This window comes from Pseudogulbenkiania sp. MAI-1 (assembly GCF_000527175.1).
Taxonomy (GTDB): domain Bacteria; phylum Pseudomonadota; class Gammaproteobacteria; order Burkholderiales; family Chromobacteriaceae; genus Pseudogulbenkiania.
Window position 1 is genome coordinate 634,604 of sequence record NZ_AZUR01000001.1, and the last position, 20,753, is coordinate 655,356.

General features: G+C 63.4%; 17 protein-coding genes. 9 read left to right on the top strand and 8 right to left on the bottom strand.

All coding sequences use genetic code 11. The features are described 5' to 3' along the window. The first annotated feature begins 1 nt into the window (after position 1). The 3 genes from rplS to xerD all read left to right on the top strand — a co-directional run bounded on the left by rplS (position 2) and on the right by xerD (position 1,780). Positions 2–370 (top strand): 50S ribosomal protein L19, encoded by a 369-nt coding sequence (gene rplS / locus PSEMAI1_RS0102950; RefSeq protein WP_024301423.1) that lies wholly within the window; start codon positions 2–4, stop codon positions 368–370. A gap of 68 nt (positions 371–438) precedes the next feature. Continuing rightward, positions 439–906, top strand: a complete 468-nt coding sequence (locus PSEMAI1_RS0102955) for a methylated-DNA--[protein]-cysteine S-methyltransferase (protein ID WP_024301424.1) — start codon at positions 439–441, stop codon at positions 904–906. After that, entirely contained in the window at positions 890–1,780 is an 891-nt protein-coding gene (gene xerD / locus PSEMAI1_RS0102960) for a site-specific tyrosine recombinase XerD (RefSeq protein WP_024301425.1), read from the top strand. The genes PSEMAI1_RS0102955 and xerD overlap by 17 nt, the downstream gene beginning before the upstream one ends. Positions 1,781–1,837: 57 nt before the next feature. On the opposite strand, the gene clpA is transcribed toward xerD, so the two are convergent. Together clpA and clpS are read right to left on the bottom strand one after the other, a co-directional pair. Continuing rightward, complete coding sequence (gene clpA / locus PSEMAI1_RS0102965) at positions 1,838–4,117, bottom strand: ATP-dependent Clp protease ATP-binding subunit ClpA (protein WP_024301426.1); 2,280 nt, start codon at positions 4,115–4,117, stop codon at positions 1,838–1,840. Next, entirely contained in the window at positions 4,117–4,425 is a 309-nt protein-coding gene (gene clpS / locus PSEMAI1_RS0102970; protein ID WP_024301427.1) for an ATP-dependent Clp protease adapter ClpS, read from the bottom strand. Before clpS ends, clpA begins: the two co-directional genes overlap by 1 nt. A gap of 232 nt (positions 4,426–4,657) precedes the next feature. Between clpS and PSEMAI1_RS0102975 the strand changes: the two genes are divergently transcribed. After that, positions 4,658–4,861 (top strand): cold-shock protein, encoded by a 204-nt coding sequence (locus PSEMAI1_RS0102975; protein ID WP_024301428.1) that lies wholly within the window; start codon positions 4,658–4,660, stop codon positions 4,859–4,861. Between the two features lie 217 nt (positions 4,862–5,078). Here PSEMAI1_RS0102975 and icd read toward each other — a convergent pair whose 3' ends face one another. Continuing rightward, on the bottom strand, positions 5,079–6,323 hold the full coding sequence (icd, locus tag PSEMAI1_RS0102980) for an NADP-dependent isocitrate dehydrogenase (RefSeq protein WP_024301429.1): 1,245 nt from the start codon (positions 6,321–6,323) through the stop codon (positions 5,079–5,081). A gap of 289 nt (positions 6,324–6,612) precedes the next feature. Further along, complete coding sequence (locus tag PSEMAI1_RS0102985) at positions 6,613–8,850, bottom strand: NADP-dependent isocitrate dehydrogenase (protein ID WP_024301430.1); 2,238 nt, start codon at positions 8,848–8,850, stop codon at positions 6,613–6,615. A gap of 521 nt (positions 8,851–9,371) precedes the next feature. Between PSEMAI1_RS0102985 and PSEMAI1_RS0102990 the strand changes: the two genes are divergently transcribed. Together PSEMAI1_RS0102990 and aceK are read left to right on the top strand one after the other, a co-directional pair. Then, positions 9,372–10,049, top strand: coding sequence for an rRNA large subunit pseudouridine synthase E (locus PSEMAI1_RS0102990; protein WP_024301431.1), 678 nt, complete (start codon positions 9,372–9,374; stop codon positions 10,047–10,049). Positions 10,050–10,134: 85 nt separating this feature from the next. Next, complete coding sequence (gene aceK / locus PSEMAI1_RS0102995; protein ID WP_024301432.1) at positions 10,135–11,940, top strand: bifunctional isocitrate dehydrogenase kinase/phosphatase; 1,806 nt, start codon at positions 10,135–10,137, stop codon at positions 11,938–11,940. Positions 11,941–12,009: 69 nt separating this feature from the next. Here the strand turns inward: aceK and PSEMAI1_RS0103000 are convergent, their stop codons facing one another. Together PSEMAI1_RS0103000 and mutS are read right to left on the bottom strand one after the other, a co-directional pair. Next, positions 12,010–12,447: a hypothetical protein gene (locus PSEMAI1_RS0103000; protein ID WP_024301433.1), complete on the bottom strand. Its 438-nt coding sequence runs from the start codon at positions 12,445–12,447 to the stop codon at positions 12,010–12,012. Between the two features lie 68 nt (positions 12,448–12,515). Further along, on the bottom strand, positions 12,516–15,062 hold the full coding sequence (gene mutS, locus PSEMAI1_RS0103005; protein WP_024301434.1) for a DNA mismatch repair protein MutS: 2,547 nt from the start codon (positions 15,060–15,062) through the stop codon (positions 12,516–12,518). 222 nt (positions 15,063–15,284) lie between these two features. Here mutS and PSEMAI1_RS0103010 point away from each other — a divergent pair, with 222 nt between their 5' ends. From PSEMAI1_RS0103010 to PSEMAI1_RS0103020, 3 genes are read left to right on the top strand one after another with little or no spacing between them, the layout of a single operon-like run. Beyond that, complete coding sequence (locus tag PSEMAI1_RS0103010; RefSeq protein ID WP_024301435.1) at positions 15,285–15,854, top strand: GbsR/MarR family transcriptional regulator; 570 nt, start codon at positions 15,285–15,287, stop codon at positions 15,852–15,854. A 3-nt stretch (positions 15,855–15,857) separates the two neighbouring features. Then, a complete protein-coding gene (locus PSEMAI1_RS0103015; RefSeq protein WP_024301436.1) occupies positions 15,858–17,204 on the top strand; it encodes a cytochrome ubiquinol oxidase subunit I in 1,347 nt (448 codons plus the stop codon). Beyond that, positions 17,201–18,211 carry a cytochrome d ubiquinol oxidase subunit II gene (locus PSEMAI1_RS0103020; RefSeq protein ID WP_024301437.1) on the top strand — a complete coding sequence of 337 codons (1,011 nt, stop codon included), beginning with the start codon at positions 17,201–17,203 and terminating at the stop codon, positions 18,209–18,211. Before PSEMAI1_RS0103015 ends, PSEMAI1_RS0103020 begins: the two co-directional genes overlap by 4 nt. Positions 18,212–18,640: 429 nt before the next feature. On the opposite strand, the gene istB is transcribed toward PSEMAI1_RS0103020, so the two are convergent. Together istB and istA are read right to left on the bottom strand one after the other, a co-directional pair. Then, entirely contained in the window at positions 18,641–19,426 is a 786-nt protein-coding gene (gene istB, locus PSEMAI1_RS0103025; protein WP_024301438.1) for an IS21-like element helper ATPase IstB, read from the bottom strand. Then, positions 19,426–20,643, bottom strand: a complete 1,218-nt coding sequence (gene istA, locus PSEMAI1_RS0103030) for an IS21 family transposase (protein ID WP_029770402.1) — start codon at positions 20,641–20,643, stop codon at positions 19,426–19,428. Before istA ends, istB begins: the two co-directional genes overlap by 1 nt. Positions 20,644–20,753 lie beyond the last annotated feature (110 nt).

A 20,753-nucleotide genomic window follows, 5' to 3' on the forward strand; every position in this document is an offset into this window, starting at 1 on the left:
CATGGATCTGATCCAGCAACTCGAGCAAGAAGAAATTGCCCGCATCGGCAAGACCGTTCCGGCTTTCGCCCCGGGCGACACCGTTGTCGTTCAGGTGAAGGTAAAGGAAGGTAACCGCGAGCGTCTGCAGGCTTACGAAGGCGTGGTGATCGCCAAGCGTAACCGCGGCCTGAACAGCTCCTTCATCGTGCGCAAGATTTCCGCCGGCGAAGGCGTTGAGCGTACCTTCCAGACCTACTCCCCGCTGGTGGCTTCGATCGAAGTGAAGCGCCGTGGTGACGTGCGTCGCGCCAAGCTGTACTACCTGCGTGGCCGTACCGGCAAGTCCGCCCGCATCAAGGAAAAGCTGCCGGCTCGCAAGCAAGGCTGAGTGCCCGGCTAACAGCTATGATGAGAGCGCAAGGTGCATGCCTTGCGCTTTTTTTTTCGGACTTTGCCATGCCCTATACCGCCGTCATCGCGGCGCCGTTCGGCCATCTCGGCATCGTGGCGCCGTTCCGGATCGTCAGCCGCATCGAGTTCCTGGATGCCCCGGTCCCGCTGCTGCCACCGGAGCCGGGCTCTCTGGCCGAGGAAGTGGCGCGCCAGTTGCAGGAGTACTTCCGGCACTCCGATTTCCGCTTCGATCTGCCGTGCCGGCCCCAGGGTACCGCGTTCCAGCAGCGGGTGTGGCAGGCGATTGCCGACATTCCTCCCGGCGCCACCGTCAGCTACGGCGCCATCGCCCAACTGCTGGGCAGCTCTGCCCGCGCGGTGGGGCAGGCCTGCGGCAACAATCCCCTGCCTATCGTGATTCCTTGCCACCGGGTGCTGGCGCGTTCCGGCCTGGGAGGCTTCAACCATTCGAGCGCGGAGCAGACCCTGTCCATCAAGTTCTGGCTGTTGCGACATGAACAGCAACGCTGAGCAGATCGACCTGTTCCTCGACCAGCTGTGGCTCAGCGACGGGCTGTCGCGCAATACGCTGGCGGCGTACCGGCGCGACCTGCTCAAGCTGGCGGCCCGCCTGGACGAGGAGGGCGGGGTGGCGCTGGCCACGGCGGGTGTGGCGGATCTGCAGCACGCCATGTTGCTTGGCATCGATAAGGAGAAGGCGACGACGAGGGCGCGTCTGGTCAGTGCCGTGCGCCGCTTCTACCAGTACCTGCACGCCAGCGGCCAGCGGCCGGACGACCCTTCCGCCGTGCTCGATCGCCCCAGGCACGGGCAGCCTTTGCCCAAGTCCTTGTCGGAGGGCCATGTGGTCGCCCTGCTGGAAGCCCCGGATCCCGCCACGCCACTGGGCCTGCGCGACCGCGCCATGCTGGAGGTGCTGTACGCCACCGGGCTGCGGGTGTCGGAGCTGGTCGGCCTGACGCTGCAGCAGGTGGATCTCAACAGCGGTGTGGTGATGACGCTGGGCAAGGGCGGCAAGGAGCGGCTGGTGCCGATGGGGGAGGTGGCGCAGGACTGGCTGGCGCGTTATTTGACGGAAGGCCGGCCTGCCCTGCTGGCCGGTGCCGCGTGCGAGCACGTGTTCGTCACCCGCCTCAAGGCAGGGATGACGCGTCAGATGGCTTGGCATCTGATTTCCGGCTACGCCCGCCGCCAGGGCCTGCCGCCGGTCAGCCCGCACACCCTGCGCCACGCCTTCGCCACGCATCTGGTCAACCACGGTGCCGATTTGCGCGTGGTGCAGCTGCTGCTCGGGCACTCGGACATCTCCACCACGCAGATCTACACCCATGTCGCCCGGGAGCGGCTGCGCCAGTTGCATGAGCGGCATCACCCGCGCGGTTGAGTCAAAGAAAACGCCCGCAGATGCGGGCGTTGTGCTGTATGGCGTAGAGGGTCAGGTTCAGGCCGGTTCCGCCGCCAGCGGCGTCTTCTCGTCGAACTGCAGCTCGACCTTGTCGTTGGCGTCGATTGTCACAGTGACCTCGCCACCGTCCACCAGCCGGCCGAACAGCAGCTCGTCGGCCAGCGCCTTGCGGATGGTGTCCTGGATCAGGCGGGCCATCGGGCGGGCACCCATCAGCGGGTCGAAACCGTTCTTCGCCAGGTAGCTGCGCAACACATCGGTGAAGTGGATGTCGACCTTCTTCTCGGCCAGCTGGTGTTCCAGTTGCATCAGGAACTTGTCCACCACCTGCAGGATGATGTTCTCGTCCAGCATGCGGAACGGGATGGTGGCATCCAGCCGGTTGCGGAACTCGGGGCTGAACAGGCGCTTGATGTCGGCCATCTCGTCACCGGTCTGCTTGGCGTTGGTGAAGCCCATGCTCGGTTTGGACAGCGATTCCGCTCCGGCGTTGGTGGTCATGATGATGATCACGTTGCGGAAGTCGGCCTTGCGTCCGTTGTTGTCAGTCAGGGTGCCGTGGTCCATCACCTGCAGCAGGATATTGTAGATGTCCGGGTGGGCCTTCTCGATCTCGTCCAGCAGCAGCACCGCGTAGGGGTGTTTGTTGATGGCCTCGGTCAGGAGGCCGCCTTGTTCGAAACCGACGTATCCCGGCGGGGCGCCGATCAGGCGCGATACCGCGTGCCGTTCCATGTACTCGGACATGTCGAAGCGCAGCATCTCGACGCCGAGGAAGTAGGCCAGTTGCTTGGCCACCTCGGTCTTGCCGACGCCGGTGGGACCGCTGAACAGGAACGAGCCGATCGGCTTCTGCGGATTACCCAGGCCGGAGCGCGCCATCTTGATCGCCGTCGCCAGCGCCTCGATCGCCTTGTCCTGGCCGAACACCACGCTGCGCAGGTCGCGGTCGAGGTTCTTCAGCACGTTCTTGTCGTTGGACGAGACGGTCTTGGCCGGGATGCGCGCGATCTTGGCGACGATGTCCTCGATCTCGGCCTTGTTGATGACCTTGCGCTGGCGCGACTTGGGCAGGATCTTCTGCGCCGCCCCGGCTTCGTCGATCACGTCGATGGCCTTGTCCGGCAGGTGCCGGTCGTTGATGTAGCGTGCCGACAACTCGGCGGCCGTGACCAGCGCGCCGTGGGTGTACTTCACGCCATGATGCGTTTCGAAGCGCGACTTGAGCCCCTTGAGGATTTCCACCGTCTGCTCGACGGTAGGCTCGTTGATGTCGATCTTCTGGAAGCGCCGCGACAGGGCGTTGTCCTTCTCGAAGATGCCGCGGAACTCGTTGTAGGTGGTCGCCCCGATGCAACGCAGCGAGCCGTTCGACAGCGCCGGCTTAAGCAGGTTGGAGGCGTCCAGCGTACCGCCGGAGGCCGCACCCGCGCCGATCAGCGTGTGGATCTCGTCGATGAACAGGATGGCGTGCGGGTCTTCGGTCAGCTGCTTGATGACGGCCTTGAGGCGCTGCTCGAAATCGCCACGGTACTTAGTGCCCGCCAGCAGCGCCCCCATGTCCAGCGAGTAGACGGTGGCGCGGTCGAGCACTTCCGGCACCTCGCCGTTGACGATGCGGCGTGCCAGGCCTTCGGCGATGGCGGTCTTGCCGACGCCGGCCTCGCCGACCAGCAGCGGGTTGTTCTTGCGGCGCCGGCAGAGGATCTGCACGGTGCGCTCCAGTTCGTGCTCGCGGCCGATCAAGGGATCGATCTTGCCTTCGCGGGCCAGCGCGTTGAGGTTCTGGGTGTAGTTCTCCAGCGCCCCGCCGACGTTCGCCGATGCGTCTTCCGCCTCGTTGTCGCTGTTGTCGCGCTGCTCGCTGGGCGACGGCTGGGAACGCTGCTTGGTGATGCCGTGCGAGATGAAGTTGACCACGTCCAGCCGGGAGATGCCCTGCTGGTGCAGGTAGTACACGGCGTGCGAGTCCTTCTCGCCGAAGATGGCGACGAGGATGTTGGCGCCGGTCACTTCCTTCTTGCCGGACGACTGCACGTGCAGGATGGCGCGCTGGATCACGCGCTGGAAGCCCAGTGTGGGCTGGGTTTCCACCTCGGCCTCGCCGGGGACGGTCGGGGTGTGTTCGTCGATGAAGTCGGTCAGCTGCTTCTTGAGCTGATCGAGATTCGCTCCACATGCACGCAGCACTTCCGCCGCGGACGGGTTGTCCGTCATCGCCAGCAGCAGGTGCTCGACACTGATGAATTCGTGCCGTTTGCGCCGGGCGTCCATGAACGCCATGTGCAGGCTTACTTCGAGCTCTTGGGCAATCATCAGTTTTCCTCCATTACGCACTGGAGCGGATGCTGGTGTGCTTTCGCAAATTGCAACACCTGCTCAACTTTGGTCGCGGCGACATCTTTGGTATAAACGCCACACACCCCGCGGCCCTGGGTGTGCACCTGCAGCATGATGTGTGTGGCCTGTTCCCGGTTCTTGTGGAAGAAGTGTTGCAGTATCTCTACCACAAAATCCATCGGAGTGTAATCGTCGTTCAATAACAAGACCTTATACATCGACGGTGGGCGTGTCTTCGCCCGCGATGCCTCCAGTTGGGCATCGTCCTTGAACTGCGTAGACATGTCGGCTTTCAGCAATGAGGCATTTCACTTTTATTTTGGTTCCGCCAGGATTTTTTTCAAGGGGGGCAGAATTCTTTTCCTCTTGGGCTTGACGCTGGGCCTTGGGTTGCGTAGAAAGGAGTCTGGTGCTTGGCTTAATTGAAATGAATGAGGTTTCCCGGCAGGGAAAACCGAAGCGCTTTTAAGCTTTTGTTGGTCGGCCTCACCAGCCTGTTAAATGCAAGGAAGTAAGATGGCAACTGGTATTGTCAAGTGGTTCAATGATGCTAAAGGCTTCGGTTTCATCACCCCGGATGAAGGCGGTGAAGACCTGTTCGCGCATTTCTCGGCTATCAACGTACAAGGCTTCAAGTCCCTGAAAGAGGGGCAGCGTGTGAGCTTCGACGTGGTGAACGGTCCGAAAGGCAAGCAAGCATCCAATATCCAGCCGCAGTAACCACTATGGTTATCGCCGGCTTCAGTTAATGAGGCCAGCACCTGGATGAAAAAACCCGCTAATAAGCGGGTTTTTTATTTGGTTTCGCTCAATCTAAAACAGGGTATTTTCCATGCCATCCGCGCAGTAATTGTTATTGTATTGACAGGCATTTTTGTCATGCTCGAATGAAAAAGGGCTTGCACTTGGCAAGCCCTATGTCTCCCGTCGGGCGGGATTACATGCGCGCGATCATCGCGTCGCCGAAGGCGGAGCAGCTCACTTCGGTGGCGCCGTCCATCAGGCGGGCGAAGTCGTAGGTCACCTGCTTGTCGGCGATGGCGGCTTCCATCGACTTGATCACCAGGTCGGCGGCTTCTTTCCAGCCCAGGTGGCGCAGCATCATTTCGGCAGACAGGATCAGCGAACCCGGATTCACCTTGTCCTGGCCGGCGTACTTCGGCGCGGTGCCATGGGTGGCTTCGAAGCAGGCGTACTGGTCGGAGATGTTGGCACCGGGGGCGATGCCGATGCCTCCGACCTGGGCGGCCAGTGCGTCGGAGATGTAGTCGCCGTTCAGGTTCAGCGTGGCTACCACGTCGTATTCGGCCGGACGCAGCAGGATCTGCTGCAGGAAGGCGTCGGCGATGGCGTCCTTGACGATGATCTCGCGACCGGTGTTCGGGTTGGTGAACTTGCACCACGGGCCGCCGTCGATCAGCTCGGCGCCGAATTCTTCCTGGGCGAGCTTATAGGCGGTATCACGGAACAGGCCTTCCGTGAACTTCATGATGTTGCCCTTGTGGACAATGGTCACCGACTTGCGATCGTTGTCGATGGCGTACTTGATCGCGGCGCGCACCAGGCGCTGGGTGCCTTCGATGGAAACGGGCTTGATGCCGATGCCGGAGGTTTCCGGGAAGCGGATCTTCTTGACGCCCATTTCATCTTGCAGGAACTTGATGACTTTCCGGGCGCCTTCGGACTGGGCGCTCCATTCGATGCCGGCGTAGATGTCTTCGGTGTTTTCGCGGAAGATCACCATGTTCACCAGTTCCGGGTGCTTCAGCGGCGACGGCACGCCCTGGAAGTACTGTATCGGGCGCACGCACTGGTACAGGTCCAGTTCCTGGCGCAGGGCCACGTTCAGCGAGCGGATGCCGCCGCCTACCGGCGTGGTCATCGGGCCCTTGATCGACACCGAATACTCTTTCAGCGCGTCGAAGGTTTCCTTCGGCAGCCATTCGTCCGGGCCGTACAGCTTGGTTGACTTCTCGCCGGCGTACACTTCCATCCAGTGAATCTTCTTCGCGCCGCCGTAGGCCTTGTCCACCGCGGCGTCGATGACCTTGATCATGACCGGGGTGATGTCGACGCCGATGCCGTCGCCTTCGATGAACGGGATGATGGGATTGTTCGGGATCGGCTGACCCGGGACGATTTTCTGGCCACCGACGGGAACCTTGATGTGGGATGCACTCATTGTTTCTCCTTCTCCTTCTGTGTTGACCTGTTGTCTACCATGTCCCGGTGCTGTCGCCGCTGTGCACTGCCGGTAGCAGTGCAGGCTACTCTTGATTGTTAGCTTGACGGAGATGCGCGCCGGGGCAACTACCGATTTCCCGATGTACGCTGCTGCGCTTATTGTAGCCGAGCGCACGCTTGGTGGAACATGATTGTCCTCAATTGGCCGGCATGAAAAAACGCCAGGAGGAACCCTGGCGTTCGGTCTTGGCAGAAGGCTCGCGAAGCGAGCTTCCCGGTCATGGCGCTCAGGCGCGTGCGGCGGCCAGCGCGGCGTTGAAGGTGGCGCTCGGGCGCATCACCGCATTGCACTTCTCGGCGTCGGCGAGGTAGTAGCCGCCGATGTCGGCCGGCTTGCCCTGTACGGCCTTCAGCTCGTCGACGATCTTCTGCTCGTTGGCGGTCAGCGCTTTGGCGAGCGGCGCGAAGTGGGCCTGCAGTTCCTTGTCGTCGGTCTGCTCGGCCAGCGCCTGCGCCCAGTACTGCGCGAGGTAGAACTGGCTGCCGCGGTTGTCGAGTTCACCGGTACGGCGCGACGGCGACTTGTCGTTGTCGAGCAGCTTGCCGGTGGCCTCGTCCAGCGTCTTGGCGAGCAGCTTGGCCTTGGCGTTGCCGGTCTTGATGCCCAGCTCTTCCAGCGATACCGCCAGGGCCAGGAATTCGCCCAGCGAATCCCAGCGCAGGTGGTTTTCTTCGAGCAACTGCTGCACGTGCTTCGGTGCCGAGCCGCCGGCGCCGGTTTCGTACATGCCGCCGCCGGCCATCAGCGGAACGATGGACAGCATCTTGGCCGAGGTGCCCAGTTCCATGATCGGGAACAGGTCGGTCAGGTAGTCGCGCAGGATGTTGCCGGTCACCGAGATGGTGTCGAGGCCGCGGGCGACGCGCTCGAGGGTAAAACGCATCGCACGCACTTGCGACATGATGTGGATTTCGAGACCTGCGGTGTCGTGATCCTTCAGGTAGGTTTCGACCTTCTTGATCAGTTCGGCCTCGTGCGGACGGTACGGGTCGAGCCAGAACACGGCCGGCATGCCGGAGTTGCGGGCGCGGGTGACGGCCAGCTTGACCCAGTCGCGGATCGGGGCGTCCTTGACCTGGCACATGCGCCAGATGTCGCCGGCTTCCACGTTCTGGCTCAGCAGCACTTCGCCGGTGGCGAGGTCGACGATGTTGGCCACGCCGTCTTCCGGGATTTCGAAGGTCTTGTCGTGCGAGCCGTATTCTTCGGCCTTCTGCGCCATCAGGCCGACGTTCGGCACGGTGCCCATGGTGCGCGGGTCGAAGTTGCCGTGCCACTTGCAGAAGTTGATCATCTCCTGGTAGATGCGGGCGAAGGTCGATTCCGGCATCACGGCCTTGCAGTCGTACGGTTTGCCGTCGGCACCCCACATCTTGCCGCCGTTGCGGATCATGGCCGGCATGGAGGCGTCGACGATGATGTCGTTGGGCGAGTGGAAGTTGGTGATGCCCTTGGCGGAGTCCACCATGGCCAGACGCGGACGGTGTTCCTGGCAGGCGTGCAGGTCGCGGATGATTTCTTCACGCTTGGAGGCCGGCAGGGTCTCGATCTTTTCGTACAGGGTGGCCATGCCGTTGTTGACGTTGATGCCCAGCTCGTCGAACAGCTTGCCGTGCTTCTCGAAGGCTTCCTTGTAGTAGATCTTGACGCAGTGGCCGAACACGATCGGGTGCGACACCTTCATCATGGTGGCCTTGACGTGCAGCGAGAACAGGATGCCGGACTGGCGGCAGTCTTCCAGTTCCTTCTCGTAGAAGTCGCACAGCGCCTTCTTGCTCATGAACATCGAGTCGATGATCTCGCCTTCCTGCAGCGCGACCTTCGGTTTGAGCACGATGTTCTGGCCGCTCTTGGTGGTGAGTTCCATCTTCACGTCACGGGCGCGGTCGAGTGTCATCGACTTCTCGCCATGGTAGAAGTCGCCGTGATCCATGTGGGACACGTGGGTCTGGGACCACTGCTTCCATTCGCCCATGGAGTGCGGGTGCTTCTTGGCGTAGTTCTTGACGGCGGCCGGGGCGCGGCGGTCGGAGTTGCCTTCGCGCAACACCGGGTTCACGGCGGAGCCCAGGCACTTGGCGTAACGAGCCTTGATCGCCTTTTCTTCGTCGGTGGCCGGGTTTTCCGGGTAGTCGGGGAGGGCGTAGCCCTTGGCTTGCAGTTCCTTGATGCAGGCCATCAGCTGGGCCACGGAGGCGCTGATGTTGGGCAGCTTGATGATGTTGGTGTCCGGGTCCTGGGTGAGGCGGCCGAGTTCGGCCAGGGTGTCCGGGACCTTCTGTTCGTCGCTCAGATAGTCGGGAAACTCGGCCAGAACGCGCGCGGCCACCGAGATGTCAGCGGTATCGATATTGATGCCGGCCGGGCCGGTAAAGGTCTGGATGACCGGCAGGAAGGCGCTGGTTGCCAGCGCGGGCGCTTCGTCGGTGAGTGTGTAGATGATGGTCGGGCGTTCCGAAGGCATTACTCTATCTCCATGATTATTACGACGTCAGAGCGTAGCGCGGCCGGGCGGGTGAGGGTGCCGGCGCGATGAAAGGCAGCGGAAAGGCGGACGCCGTGCCGGGGTGCGGTGGTCGTCCGTAGACTCTCGGGGGCTTTTCAAAAGCGAATTATAGCGCTCTGTTCTGTTGCGTATCCGAACTTTGATGTCGCTTTTTGTACGGATTTGGTGTTCAAACGGCTGTTTGAATAGAAGTTGTCCCCTATTCGGCGCAAAATTGAAAATGCCGTTTTTCAAAAATAGCAGCAATTTTCATTAATTCGCGGCAATTTTCCGTTAAGAGGCATGGTTTTGCGCCGTGGACAAGGTGGGGCGCCCCGCGCGCGCCGGCTCGCCGGAATGTGAAAAAACGAAAACAGGGGTGTGCCGTCAGCTCACCCATCCGGGTGGCGCGGTCGGGTTCGAGTACGAACAGTCACTGCCCGGCACCTGCCGGGCTTGTTATCATTCGCGCATTCCTGTGTTTTTGCCGGTGTGCCGCCATGCCCCAACTGATCCTGTTCAACAAGCCTTACGGCGTGATTTGCCAGTTCTCGCAGCACGAGTTGCATCCCACGCTGAAAGACCATATCGACATTCCCGGGGTGTACCCGGCCGGGCGGCTGGATACCGACAGCGAGGGCTTGTTGCTGCTGACTGGCGATGGCGAGCTGCAGCATCGCATCAGCGACCCGCGCTGGAAGCAGCCCAAGACGTACTGGGTGCAAGTGGAGGGGACGCCGGCCGAGGAGCAACTCGAGGCGTTGCGCGCCGGGGTGAACCTCGGTGATTTCGTCACCCAGCCGGCCGAGGTGAGCCTGCTATCCGAGCCCCCGCAGCTGTGGGAACGCAAGCCGCCGGTGCGCTTTCGCAAGACGGTGCCCGACGCGTGGCTGGAGATCATCATCAGCGAGGGCAAAAACCGGCAGGTGCGGCGCATGACCGCCAAGGTGGGGTTGCCGACGCTGCGGCTGGTGCGCGTGGCGGTCGGACCGTGGCGGCTCGAGGGACTGCAGCCGGGTGAGTTCCGCCGGCTGGAGGTGTCGCTTGCCGATTTGCCGCGTGCGGGGCATGCTAAACCCGTCGGCAAGGCGCCCGTGCAGCAGCCGGGGCGGCAGGCCGCCGAACCGGCGCCTGGCCCCCGTCCGGCGCCGCGCTTCCGGTTTGCCAAGAAGTCCTAGTGCTTCTGTACGTTCGCCATGGCCGACAGACTGGTGACTCACGTCGGCCGCCCGAGGCGCGGCCTGCGCAGCAAAAGGCGAGCGTATGCAGATACCCGAGTACTACAACCCCGTCGCGCGTGATATCGCTCAGGCGCTGGTCGAGGGCTTCGACAAGCACTACCGCCTGTTCAGCGAGTGCAACCGCCAAGCCAAGCTGTTGTTCGAAGAGGGCGACTGGCAGGGGATTCAGCAGGCCATCCGCGACCGTATCCAGTTCTACGACGAGCGCGTCAGCGAGACGGTGGAGCGGCTGCATCGCGAGTTCCACGCCGAATTGCTGGACGACGAGATCTGGCAGCAGGCCAAGCTGTACTTCATCGGCCTGTTGACCAACCACAAGCAGCCGGAGTGCGCGGAGACGTTTTTCAATTCGGTGTTCACGCGCATTCTGCACCGCGATTATTTCAACAACGATTTCATCTTCGTGCGCCCGGCGATTTCCACCGAGTACATCGAGGCGGACCCGCCGTCCTACCGCAGCTATTACCCGCTGCACTACGGGCTGCGTTCGGTGCTGCGGCAGATCGTGCGCGATTTCGGCTGGCGGCGGCCTTTCGCCAGCCTGGCGCGCGACATCGGCTACGTGCTGCGCATGACGCACGACTACTTGCAAGGGCGCTGGCCGAAGCTCGAAGCCAATTTCCAGATCCAGGTGCTGTCCTCGGCGTTCTACCGCAACAAGACGGCCTACATCTTCGGCAAGGTGGTGAACGGCGGTTCCAGCTATCCCTTCGCGGTGCCGGTGCTGCACGACGCCGACGGCAAGCTCTACCTCGATACCGTGCTGCTCGAACCATGGCGCATCGGGGTGCTGTTCTCGTTCAGCCGGGCCTATTTCCTGGTGGACATGGCGGTACCCTCGGGCTACGTGCAGTTCCTGCGCTCGATGCTGCCGACCAAGAGCAAGGCCGAGCTCTATACCATGCTGGGCTTGCAGAAGCAGGGCAAGAACACCTTCTACCGCGACTTCATCCAGCATCTGCAGCATTCCAACGACCAGTTCATCGTGGCGCCCGGTATCCGCGGGCTGGTGATGCTGGTGTTCACGCTGCCGTCTTTCCCTTACGTGTTCAAGCTGATCAAGGACGTGTTCGGCGTGACCAAGGAGGTCGATCACGACACCGTGCGCGCCAAGTACCAGCTAGTGAAGCGGCACGACCGGGTCGGGCGCATGGCCGATACGCTGGAGTTCTCCAACGTGGCGTTCCCGAAGCGGCGCTTCACCGAGGAGCTGCTGCATGAGCTGCGCCAACAGGCGCCGTCGCAGATCGAGGAGGACGAGCAGAGCATCGTCATCAAGCACCTGTACATCGAACGGCGCATGAAGCCGCTCAACCTCTACCTGCAGACGGCGTCGCCGGAGGAGAAGGTCGAGGCGGTGCGCGATTACGGCAACGCCATCCGCGAGCTGGCGTCGGCCAATATCTTCCCTGGGGACATGCTGTTCAAGAACTTCGGCATGACACGTTATGGCCGGGTGATCTTCTACGATTACGATGAGATCGAATACATGACCGACTGCCATTTCCGCCGCATCCCGCCGGCTCCCAATCCGGAGATGGAGATGTCGGGCGAGGTGTGGTACCCGGTCGCCAAGGGCGACGTGTTCCCGGAGGAGTTCGCCACCTTCCTCTTGGGGGATGCCGAGGTCAGGAAGGTGTTCTTGCGGTACCACAAGGATCTGCTCGACGCGGGTTTCTGGCAGCACAAACAGCAGCGCATCCGCGACGGCTACATCGACGATTTCTACCCGTATCCGTTGGAAATGCGCTTCGTCAACCGCTTCGCCGCCAGCTATGGCCGGGGGAGGCGTGCCCGCGCCGAGCCCACCCTGGCCGAGCCGGTTTAAACGCGCAGAGGGAGTGGCATGACAAAGGGGACGGCATACCGTCCCCTTGTCTTGGTCGGAAAGTATGACTCAGTGCCCGCCAGGCGTGCAGCTGTGGTCCTCAAAGTAGGCGATCGGCCCGGCGCTGGTGAGACCGATATGAAAGCAGGACTCTTCCGGAAACACGACGCCGGGGTGTTCTGCTGCCCGCACGATTTCAAACAGTACTTCCACCTCCTTGAATTTCTTGGCTATTGTGCTGTTCCCACGCAGCCATGCCCGGATGGCATCGGCTTGCGGATGCTGGCTTTCCAGTTCCAATTCTCCTTCCGGGCGGCTCACCAGGCTGAGTGCCGGCGGAATGGTGATGGCGCGGTCCCCCAGCTGCTGCTGTGCCAGGGTGGCGAACCGGGTGAGTTGCTTGCTGGCGCGTCCGCGGATGGCGGTCAACGAGACCGCTTCTCCCGCTTCGGTTTGACCGAACAATCTGACCAGCCCCGGGTTGGCCACTGCACTTTCCGACTGCATTATGTCGCTCTCCTTTACAAGTGGTGTATCCGCTTTTCATTGTAGGCAAGCCCCCCGGTTTTGCTTGCTCAATTAGCCATTATTTTCAATGCATAGAGCAGGTCGAGGGCTTGGCGTGGAGTCAGTTCGTCGGGCTGCAGTTCGGCCAGCCGTTCCAGCACCGGGTGCGGCTCGGGATCGGCGGCCGCGACGGGGAGCGGCGCGGCGAACAGGTCCGGTTGCTGGGCCGCGGCGGACTGGTTTTCCAGCTCGGCGAGACGGCGTCGCGCCTCGCGGATCACCTTGCCCGGCACGCCGGCGAGTTGCGCCACCGCCAGGCCGTAGCTCTGACTCGCCGGGCCGTCTTCGACGTGGTGCAGGAACACGATCTTGTCCTTGTGCTCGATGGCGGAGAGGTGGACGTTGGCGACGCCGGGGTAGTCGCTGGCGAGCCGCGTGAGCTCGAAGTAGTGGGTGGCGAACAGCGTGTAGGCGCGGTTCTTTTCGATCAGCGCCTTGGCGATGGCCCAGGCCAGCGCCAGCCCGTCGAAGGTCGAGGTGCCGCGGCCGACTTCGTCCATCAGCACCAGGGATTTGTCGGTGGCGTTGTTGAGGATGTTGGCGGTCTCGGTCATTTCTACCATGAAGGTGGAGCGGCCGCCGGCCAGGTCGTCGGAGGCGCCGATGCGGGTGAAGATGCGGTCGATCGGGCCCAGCACGGCGGAATCGGCCGGCACGAACGAGCCGACGTGCGCCATCAGCGTGATCAGCGCGGTCTGGCGCATGTAGGTGGATTTACCGCCCATGTTCGGGCCGGTGATCAGGAGCAGCTTGCGGCTGTCGGCGAGGCAGGTGTCGTTGGCGATGAAGCGCTCGACCTCGGCCTCGACCACCGGGTGGCGGCCCTCGACGATGTCCAGCCGCACGTCGTCGACGAATTCCGGTTCGACATAGTTGCGGGTCTCGGCGTGGCGGGCGAAGGCGGCCAGCACGTCGAGCGTGGCGACCGCCTGGGCGATCAGCTGCAGCTCGGCGATGTGCGGGGCGAGTTCGTCGAGCAGGGTCTCGTAGAGCTGCTTTTCCAGCGCCAGGGCGCGGTCCTGTGCCGACAATGCCTTGTCTTCGAATTCCTTCAGTTCCGGCGTGATGTAGCGCTCGGCGTTTTTGAGCGTCTGGCGCCGGCGGTAGTCGTCCGGCACCTTGTCGCCTTGCGCCTTGCTGACTTCGATGTAGAAGCCGTGCACGCGGTTGAATTCGACTTTCAGCGAGGGAATGCCGGTGCGTTCCTTCTCGCGGGCTTCGAGCTGCAGCAGGAATTCGCCGCAGTTGGTCTGGATGGCGCGCAACTCGTCGAGGGTGGGGGAGTGGCCGTGGTTGATCACGCCGCCGTCGCGCAGGAAGGTGGCGGGTTCGGGCAGGATGGTACGGCTGAGCAGGTCGGCCACCGGACTGTCGGCCGGCAGCAGCACGGCGAGCTGGCGCAGCAGCGGGCTGTCGAGTTGTTCGGCCAGGCCTTTCACCTCGGTCAGCGCCTTGAGCGAGTCGCGCAGCGCGGCGAGGTCGCGCGGGCGTGCCGAGCGCAGCGCCACGCGTGAGGTGATGCGTTCGATGTCGGCCACTTCGGCGAGCTGCTCGGCAACGTCTCCGTGCCGTGCCAGCAGCGCGCGCACCGCGCCCAGGCGCTCGCGGATCTTGCCGTGGCGGCGCAGCGGGTGGTGCAGCCAGTGGCGCAGCAGGCGGCTGCCCATGCTGGTGGCGCAGCAGTCGAGCAGGGAGCTCAGCGTCGGGCTCGGTTCGCCGCGGATGGTTTCGGTCAGTTCCAGGTTGCGGCGCGTGGCGGCGTCCATGCGGATCAGGTCGCTCTCGTCTTCGACCGAGAGGCTGGCGATGTGGGCGGGGTTCACGCCCTGGGTCGACTTGACGTAGCCCAGCAGGGCACCGGCGGCGCCGATCGCCACGGTCAGTTCTTCGGCGCCGAAACCGGCGAGGTCGCGCGTGCCGAAGTGGCGCGTCAGCGTCTCCTGGCCGGATTGCTGGTCGAACTGCCAGGCCGGCAGCTTCTTCTTGGGGATCGACAACTGTTCCAGCAGACCGACCTGGCTCTCGTCCGGCAGCAGCAGTTCGGCGGGCTTCAAGCGTTCCAACTCGCTGGCGAGCTCGTCGACGCTGGTTTCCATCACCTTGAATTCGCCGCTCGCCAGCGACAGCCAGGCGAGCCCCAGCCTGCCGCGCACGCTGTGGAGGGCGAGCACCAGGTTGTCGCGCTTGTCGTCGAGCAGCGCCGAGTCGGTCAGTGTGCCGGGGGTGACGATGCGTACCACCTTGCGTTCCACCGGCCCCTTGGCGAGCGCCGGGTCACCGATCTGTTCGGCGATGGCCACCGATTCGCCCAGCTTCACCAGCCGCGCCAGATAGCCCTCGGCGGCATGATAGGGCACGCCGGCCATCTTGATCGGGGTGCCGGCCGAGGCGCCGCGCGTGGTCAGCGTGATGTCCAGCAGCCGTGCCGCCTTTTCGGCGTCTTCATAGAACAGTTCGTAGAAGTCCCCCATGCGGTAGAACACCAGTTTGTCCGGGTGTTCGCGCTTGATGGCGAGGTACTGCTGCATCATCGGGGTGTGCTGGGGTGTGGTCATGCCAAGTCCGTGGAGAATCTGGGAGATGACGGCCGCATGGGGCGTCCGCTGGATAAAAACGGCCATTTTACCGCAGTTGTCGCCGCTTCCTGTAGGTGGCGCGGGCAGGGACGGATCGGGTGCGGCCTTTAGCTGCAACGAGGGCTGGTTGCAAGTAAAAAGCCATCGGTCTATGATCTGTATCAAACTTTCAGAAATTACTGAAAATCCGAGAAGGAAAAAATGAACCTGCCACCCCTGACCCAATCCTTCGTGCTGCATTTCGGTGAAATGGGCAGCCACTGGGGCATCAACCGCACCGTCGGCCAGATCTATGCCCTGCTGTACGTCTCGTCCAAGCCGCTCAACGCCGACGATATCGTCGAGGCCATCGGCTGTTCGCGCTCCAATACCAGCATGGCGCTGAAGGAGCTGCAGGCCTGGCGTCTGGTCAAGCTGCAGCACCTGCCGGGCGACCGGCGCGAGTACTTTTCCACCCCGGACGACGTGTGGGCGATCTTCAAGACCCTGGCCGAGGAGCGCCAGAAGCGCGAGGTGGAGCCCACGCTCACCATGCTGCGCGGCGCCATCATGGAGACGCCGAGCTGCGAGGACGAGCGCCACGCCCAGGTGCGCATGAAGGAGATGTACCAGCTCATCGAACTGGTGACGAAGTGGTTTGCCGACATCCGCGACATGGACGTCGAAACCCTGCAGCGCTTGATGAAGCTGGGGGCGCAGGTGCAGAAGATACTGCAGTTCACCCAGAGCCTGGGGCGGCTGACCGGGCGCGACGACGGCAAGGAGGAGTGAGTCATGGAGTTCGACCCCGTCACCTTGGCCCGCATCCAGTTCGGCGCCAACATCAGTTTCCACATCCTGTTTCCGACCATCAGCATCGCCATGGGCTGGGTGCTGTTGTTCTTCAAATGGCGCTTCAACGCCACACGCGACGAGGCCTGGATGGAGGCCTACGGCTTTTGGGTCAAGGTGTTCGCGCTGACCTTCGCGGTCGGGGTGGTGTCCGGCATCACCATGAGCTTTCAGTTCGGCACCAACTGGCCGGGCTACATGCGCACCGTCGGCAATATCGCCGGGCCGCTCTTGGCCTACGAGGTGCTCACGGCGTTCTTTCTGGAGGCGACCTTCCTCGGCATCATGCTGTTCGGCCGCTCGCGCGTGTCCAACCGCATGCACACCCTGGCGACCTTCCTGGTGGCGTTCGGCACCACGGTGTCGGCGTTCTGGATCATCGCCCTCAATTCCTGGATGCAGACGCCGGCCGGCTTCACCATGGTGAACGGCCAGGCGCACGTCACCGACTGGCTGGAGGTGATTTTCAATCCGTCGATGCCGTACCGCCTGACCCACATGCTGCTGGCGTCCGGGCTGACCGTGGCGTTCCTGGTGGCGGGGCTGTCGGCCTATCGCTGGGGGCGTGGCGAGCGGGGGAGGGCGGTACGCCATAGCCTGAAGACCGGCGTCTACCTGGCGGCGCTGCTGATCCCCTTGCAGATGCTCGCCGGCGACGCCCACGGCCTGAACACCTTCCATCACCAGCCGGCCAAGCTGGCGGCGATGGAGGGGGTGTGGCATACCGAGCGGGGTGCGCCGTTGCTGTTGTTCGCGCTGCCGGACGAGGCGAGCCAGTCCAACCGCTACCAGATCGGCATCCCCAGGCTGGCGAGCCTGATCATCACGCACCAGCCGGACGGCGAGATCCGCGGCCTGAACGAGTTCGCCGGCCAGCATCCGCCGGTGGGCAAGGTGTTCTGGAGCTTCCGCGTGATGGTGGCGGTGGGCGTGCTGATGCTGGCGACGGCGTGGCTCGCGGCCTGGCAGCTGCGGCGCCGTGGCGAGCCTGCGGGCTGGACCGTCACCCTGCTCACCGCCATGACCTTTTCCGGCTGGCTGGCGACGCTGGCGGGCTGGTACGTCACCGAGATCGGCCGCCAGCCCTGGCTGGTGACCGGCGTGCTGACCACCGCCGACGCCGCCTCGACAGTGCCGGGCGGCATGATTCTTTCCACCCTGCTGATGTACCTGGCGCTCTACGTGGTGCTGTTGGCGAGCTACGTCTCGGTGGTGTTCTATCTGGCGCGCAAGGCGGGCAAGCACGAGGGCGCTCCGCTTTCGGCCAAACTGGCAGGAGAACAAGCATGAACGCGGAACTGTGGTTGCCGGCCGTCTTCGCCGGCCTGATGGCGATTTCGCTCTTGGCCTACGTCATCCTGGATGGCTACGACCTGGGGGTGGGCATCCTGCTGCCGCTGGGCTCGGCCGCCGAGCGCGACACCATGATCGCCAGCATCGGGCCGTTCTGGGACGCCAACGAAACCTGGCTGGTGCTGGGGGTGGGGCTGTTGCTGGTGGCCTTCCCGCTGGCGCACGGCATCATCCTGGGCGAGCTCTACCTGCCGGTGGCGCTGATGCTGCTCGGCCTGATCCTGCGCGGCGTGGCGTTCGACTTCCGCGTCAAGGCGCGTGACCCGCACCAGCCGTGGTGGAATGCGGCCTTCGCCGCGGGTTCGCTGCTGGCGGCGCTGAGCCAGGGCGTGATGCTGGGGCGCTACCTCACCGGTTTCGCTCCGGGTGCGGCGGCGTGGGGCTTCGCACTGCTGGCGGGGGCCGGTCTGGCGGCGGCCTACGCCTTGCTCGGCGCCGGCTGGCTGATCATGAAAACCTGTGGGGCGCTGCAGGCGCGCGCCATCGGCTGGGCACGCTGGGCGCTCTACGGCACCGGCATGGCGGTGCTGGCCGTCTCGATCGCCACGCCGCTGGCGAGCACGCACATCGCCGCCAAGTGGTTCGTGCTGCCGGATTTCCTGTTGCTGTTGCCGTTGCCGCTGGGCTCGCTGGCGCTGTTCGTGCTGCTCACCCTGAGCCTGCCGCGGCTGGCGCGGCGCCAGGCCGCCGGCAACGACTCCCTGTGCTGGCTGCCCTTCGCCGCGACGGTGGGCATCGTGCTGCTGTCGTTCTGGGGGCTCGCCTACAGCGTCTTTCCCGACATCGTCATCGGCCGTCTCACCCTCTGGCAGGCGGCATCGAGCCCCGAGGCGCTGCGCGTGATCCTGTGGGGCGCGGCGGTGGTGCTGCCGACCATCGTCGGCTACAGCGTGTACGCCTACCGGGTGTTCTGGGGCAAGGCGGAGGGCTTGAGTTACTCTTAGCGATGGCCCCGACGGTGTGCAACTGAGGAGGCGTTGCGCGGTATTCGTGCAAGATGGCATGGGGCACCGCCGGACAGTATGCTGATCGGCTCATGGCTTGGCTGGCCTATTCGGGCAGCGGGGTCGTGGGCCGATTTTCTATTCCTGTTCCGGAGAATGCCGATGGATGATCGCATGCCTCTCCCGTCCCCTGCTTATTGGCGCTATTGGGGCAAGACCCAGCCCGATGGCGACTACTCTCGTTCCGGGGCTAAACACAAGCTGAAGATGGGGATCTGAAGGCGGCCTCTGATTGTCACCGCCCCTCCGGGGTTCTATATGGTGATCCCCGCGCCAGCGGGGATGAACCGATCAACCGCCAGGACATGCTGTCAAGCGACACGAGGATTTGACCCCCTGGCGACATCTGGAATTGACCCCCAGGGTTAATCAACTAGTTGATGTAATCGGTTCGGCCGTCGCCTTCTGCAGCAGGCCGCTCCGTCGTTTGTCGCGTAGCCGGTAACTATCTCCCCGGATCGTGACCACCTGGCTGTGATGCAGCAGCCGATCCAGGATGGCCGTTGCCGCCACTGCGTCACCAAACACTTGGCCCCATTCCCCCACCGGGCGGTTGCTGGTGATCAGTAGGCTTGCCCGCTCATAGCGCCGCGAGACCAGCTGGAAGAACAGGTGCGCTGCAGCCGGCTCCAGCGGCAGGTAGCTCAATTCATCGACGATCAGCAGCTTGGGTTTCGATAGCTGCAACAGCTTCTCCTCCAAGCGCCCATCGGCATGCGCCTTCGTCAGTCCAGCCATCAGCGACGCAGCAGAACTGAACAGCACCGTGTAACCCCGCTCTACCGCCTCACGCCCGAGTGCTACCGCCAAATGCGTCTTGCCGACTCCGGGCGGTCCCAGCAGCAACAACGCTTGACCGTGGCCAATCCAGCGCCCGGTGGCCAAATCCCGGACCTGGCCGGGATCAATCGACGGCTGCGCATCGAAGTCGAAGCCCTCCAGCGTGCGTACACAGGGGAATCGAGCCAGCTTCATCCCCATCTGGATGCGTCGCGTATCGCGCCGGGCCACCTCTCGCTCGGCCAGGAACAGCAGCGCTTCGCGCAGTGTCATTTGGGCACGGCTCGCTTCGTCCAGCAGGCTATCCAGCTGATCCCGGATCGCCGTCAAGTGCAGCCGGGTCAACAGTTCTTCCAGTCGGTCGGGTTCGATCATCACCAGCCCCCTCCGACCAATTCCTCATACTCTGCCAGCGGGCGCAGCAAAGCGCCGCCGTGTGGCGGGACCGGCTCGGATAGCGGCGGCACGACCCCAAGCAGATGGGCGCGGTCAATTTGCCGTCCGCGACTGCCGGCCAACTCGGCGTGATGCGCTACTTCCTGGCCGGCGTAATGGACCGTCACCGTGCCTGCTCGTACAGCGACCGTGACCATCTCGCCGATCAGCCGCCAGGGCACGCTGTAGGCATTAGTATCGAGCTCGACACAGCCTTCGGCATTGACGCGACGGATCAGCTCCCGCACTTGCAGGAACGGCACTATGCCGGCAACAGGACGCAGATGCGGACGTTCGCCGTCGAACCGCTCCTTGGGCGCCATGCCGGTCGTCCCGTGGATGCGGGTATCGGCCACCTCCCGCTGCCAGCGGGTCAAGTGAGCCTCCAATGCGGCCCAGCTCTCGAATGTGTAACCGGCGATAGCATTCTTCTTCACATAGCCAACGCCGTTCTCGGTCTTGCCCTTGGTGCGCGCACGGAACGGCGCGCAGGCCTTCACGCGCACATCCCAATGCCGGCAGAACGCCTCGAAGCGGCTGTTGAAGCGGACCTGCCGGGTCTGCATGTCGTGCTCGACCACGAGGGCCTTGGCGTTATCGATCAGCAGAGTCTGCACCCGTCCACCGAAGTGCTCGAACGCCGCTTCGATACCGCCAAACCAAGCACTCTGCCGTTCGTGACGGAATGGGCAAACAAAGCCACGGCGCGAGTAGCCAAGCGTCGCCACGAACAGGTACACACGCACCAGTTCGCCACCGATCTGGATGCGCACTTGGCCGAAGTCGATCTGCATCTGCTCGCCAGGAGCAGTCTCGAACCGGATCGTCGCTCGCCGGCTGGCTTCAAGCTCCTGCCGATATGGCCGGCAGGCGCGTTCAACGGTGCGCAGGCTGGTGGCAATACCGTGTTCCTTAGCCAGNAGCTGACGCACCACGTCGCAGTTGCCCTTGTGCGTTAGAAACTGCTCACGTAGCCAGGCCTCGTGCCCGGTGAGCACGCCGCTGCGTTGCGGCTGCTGGTATGGCACCGGGCCGCCGGCACGCAAATAGTGCCGCACGGTATTTCGGGCGATTCCCAGCGTCTTGGCAATCCGCTTCGCCCCCCAGCCGGATTGCCCCAGTCGAACGATTGCCGTTACTGCTTCCGGCTCCAACATCTCCCGTACTCCACAAACCTCACGGGGTACAGGATGACTCGCTGAATACTGCGTTTCCAACGACTGCCTCCTTGCAAACAAGGGGGTCAGTTCTTCGTGTCGCTAGGGGG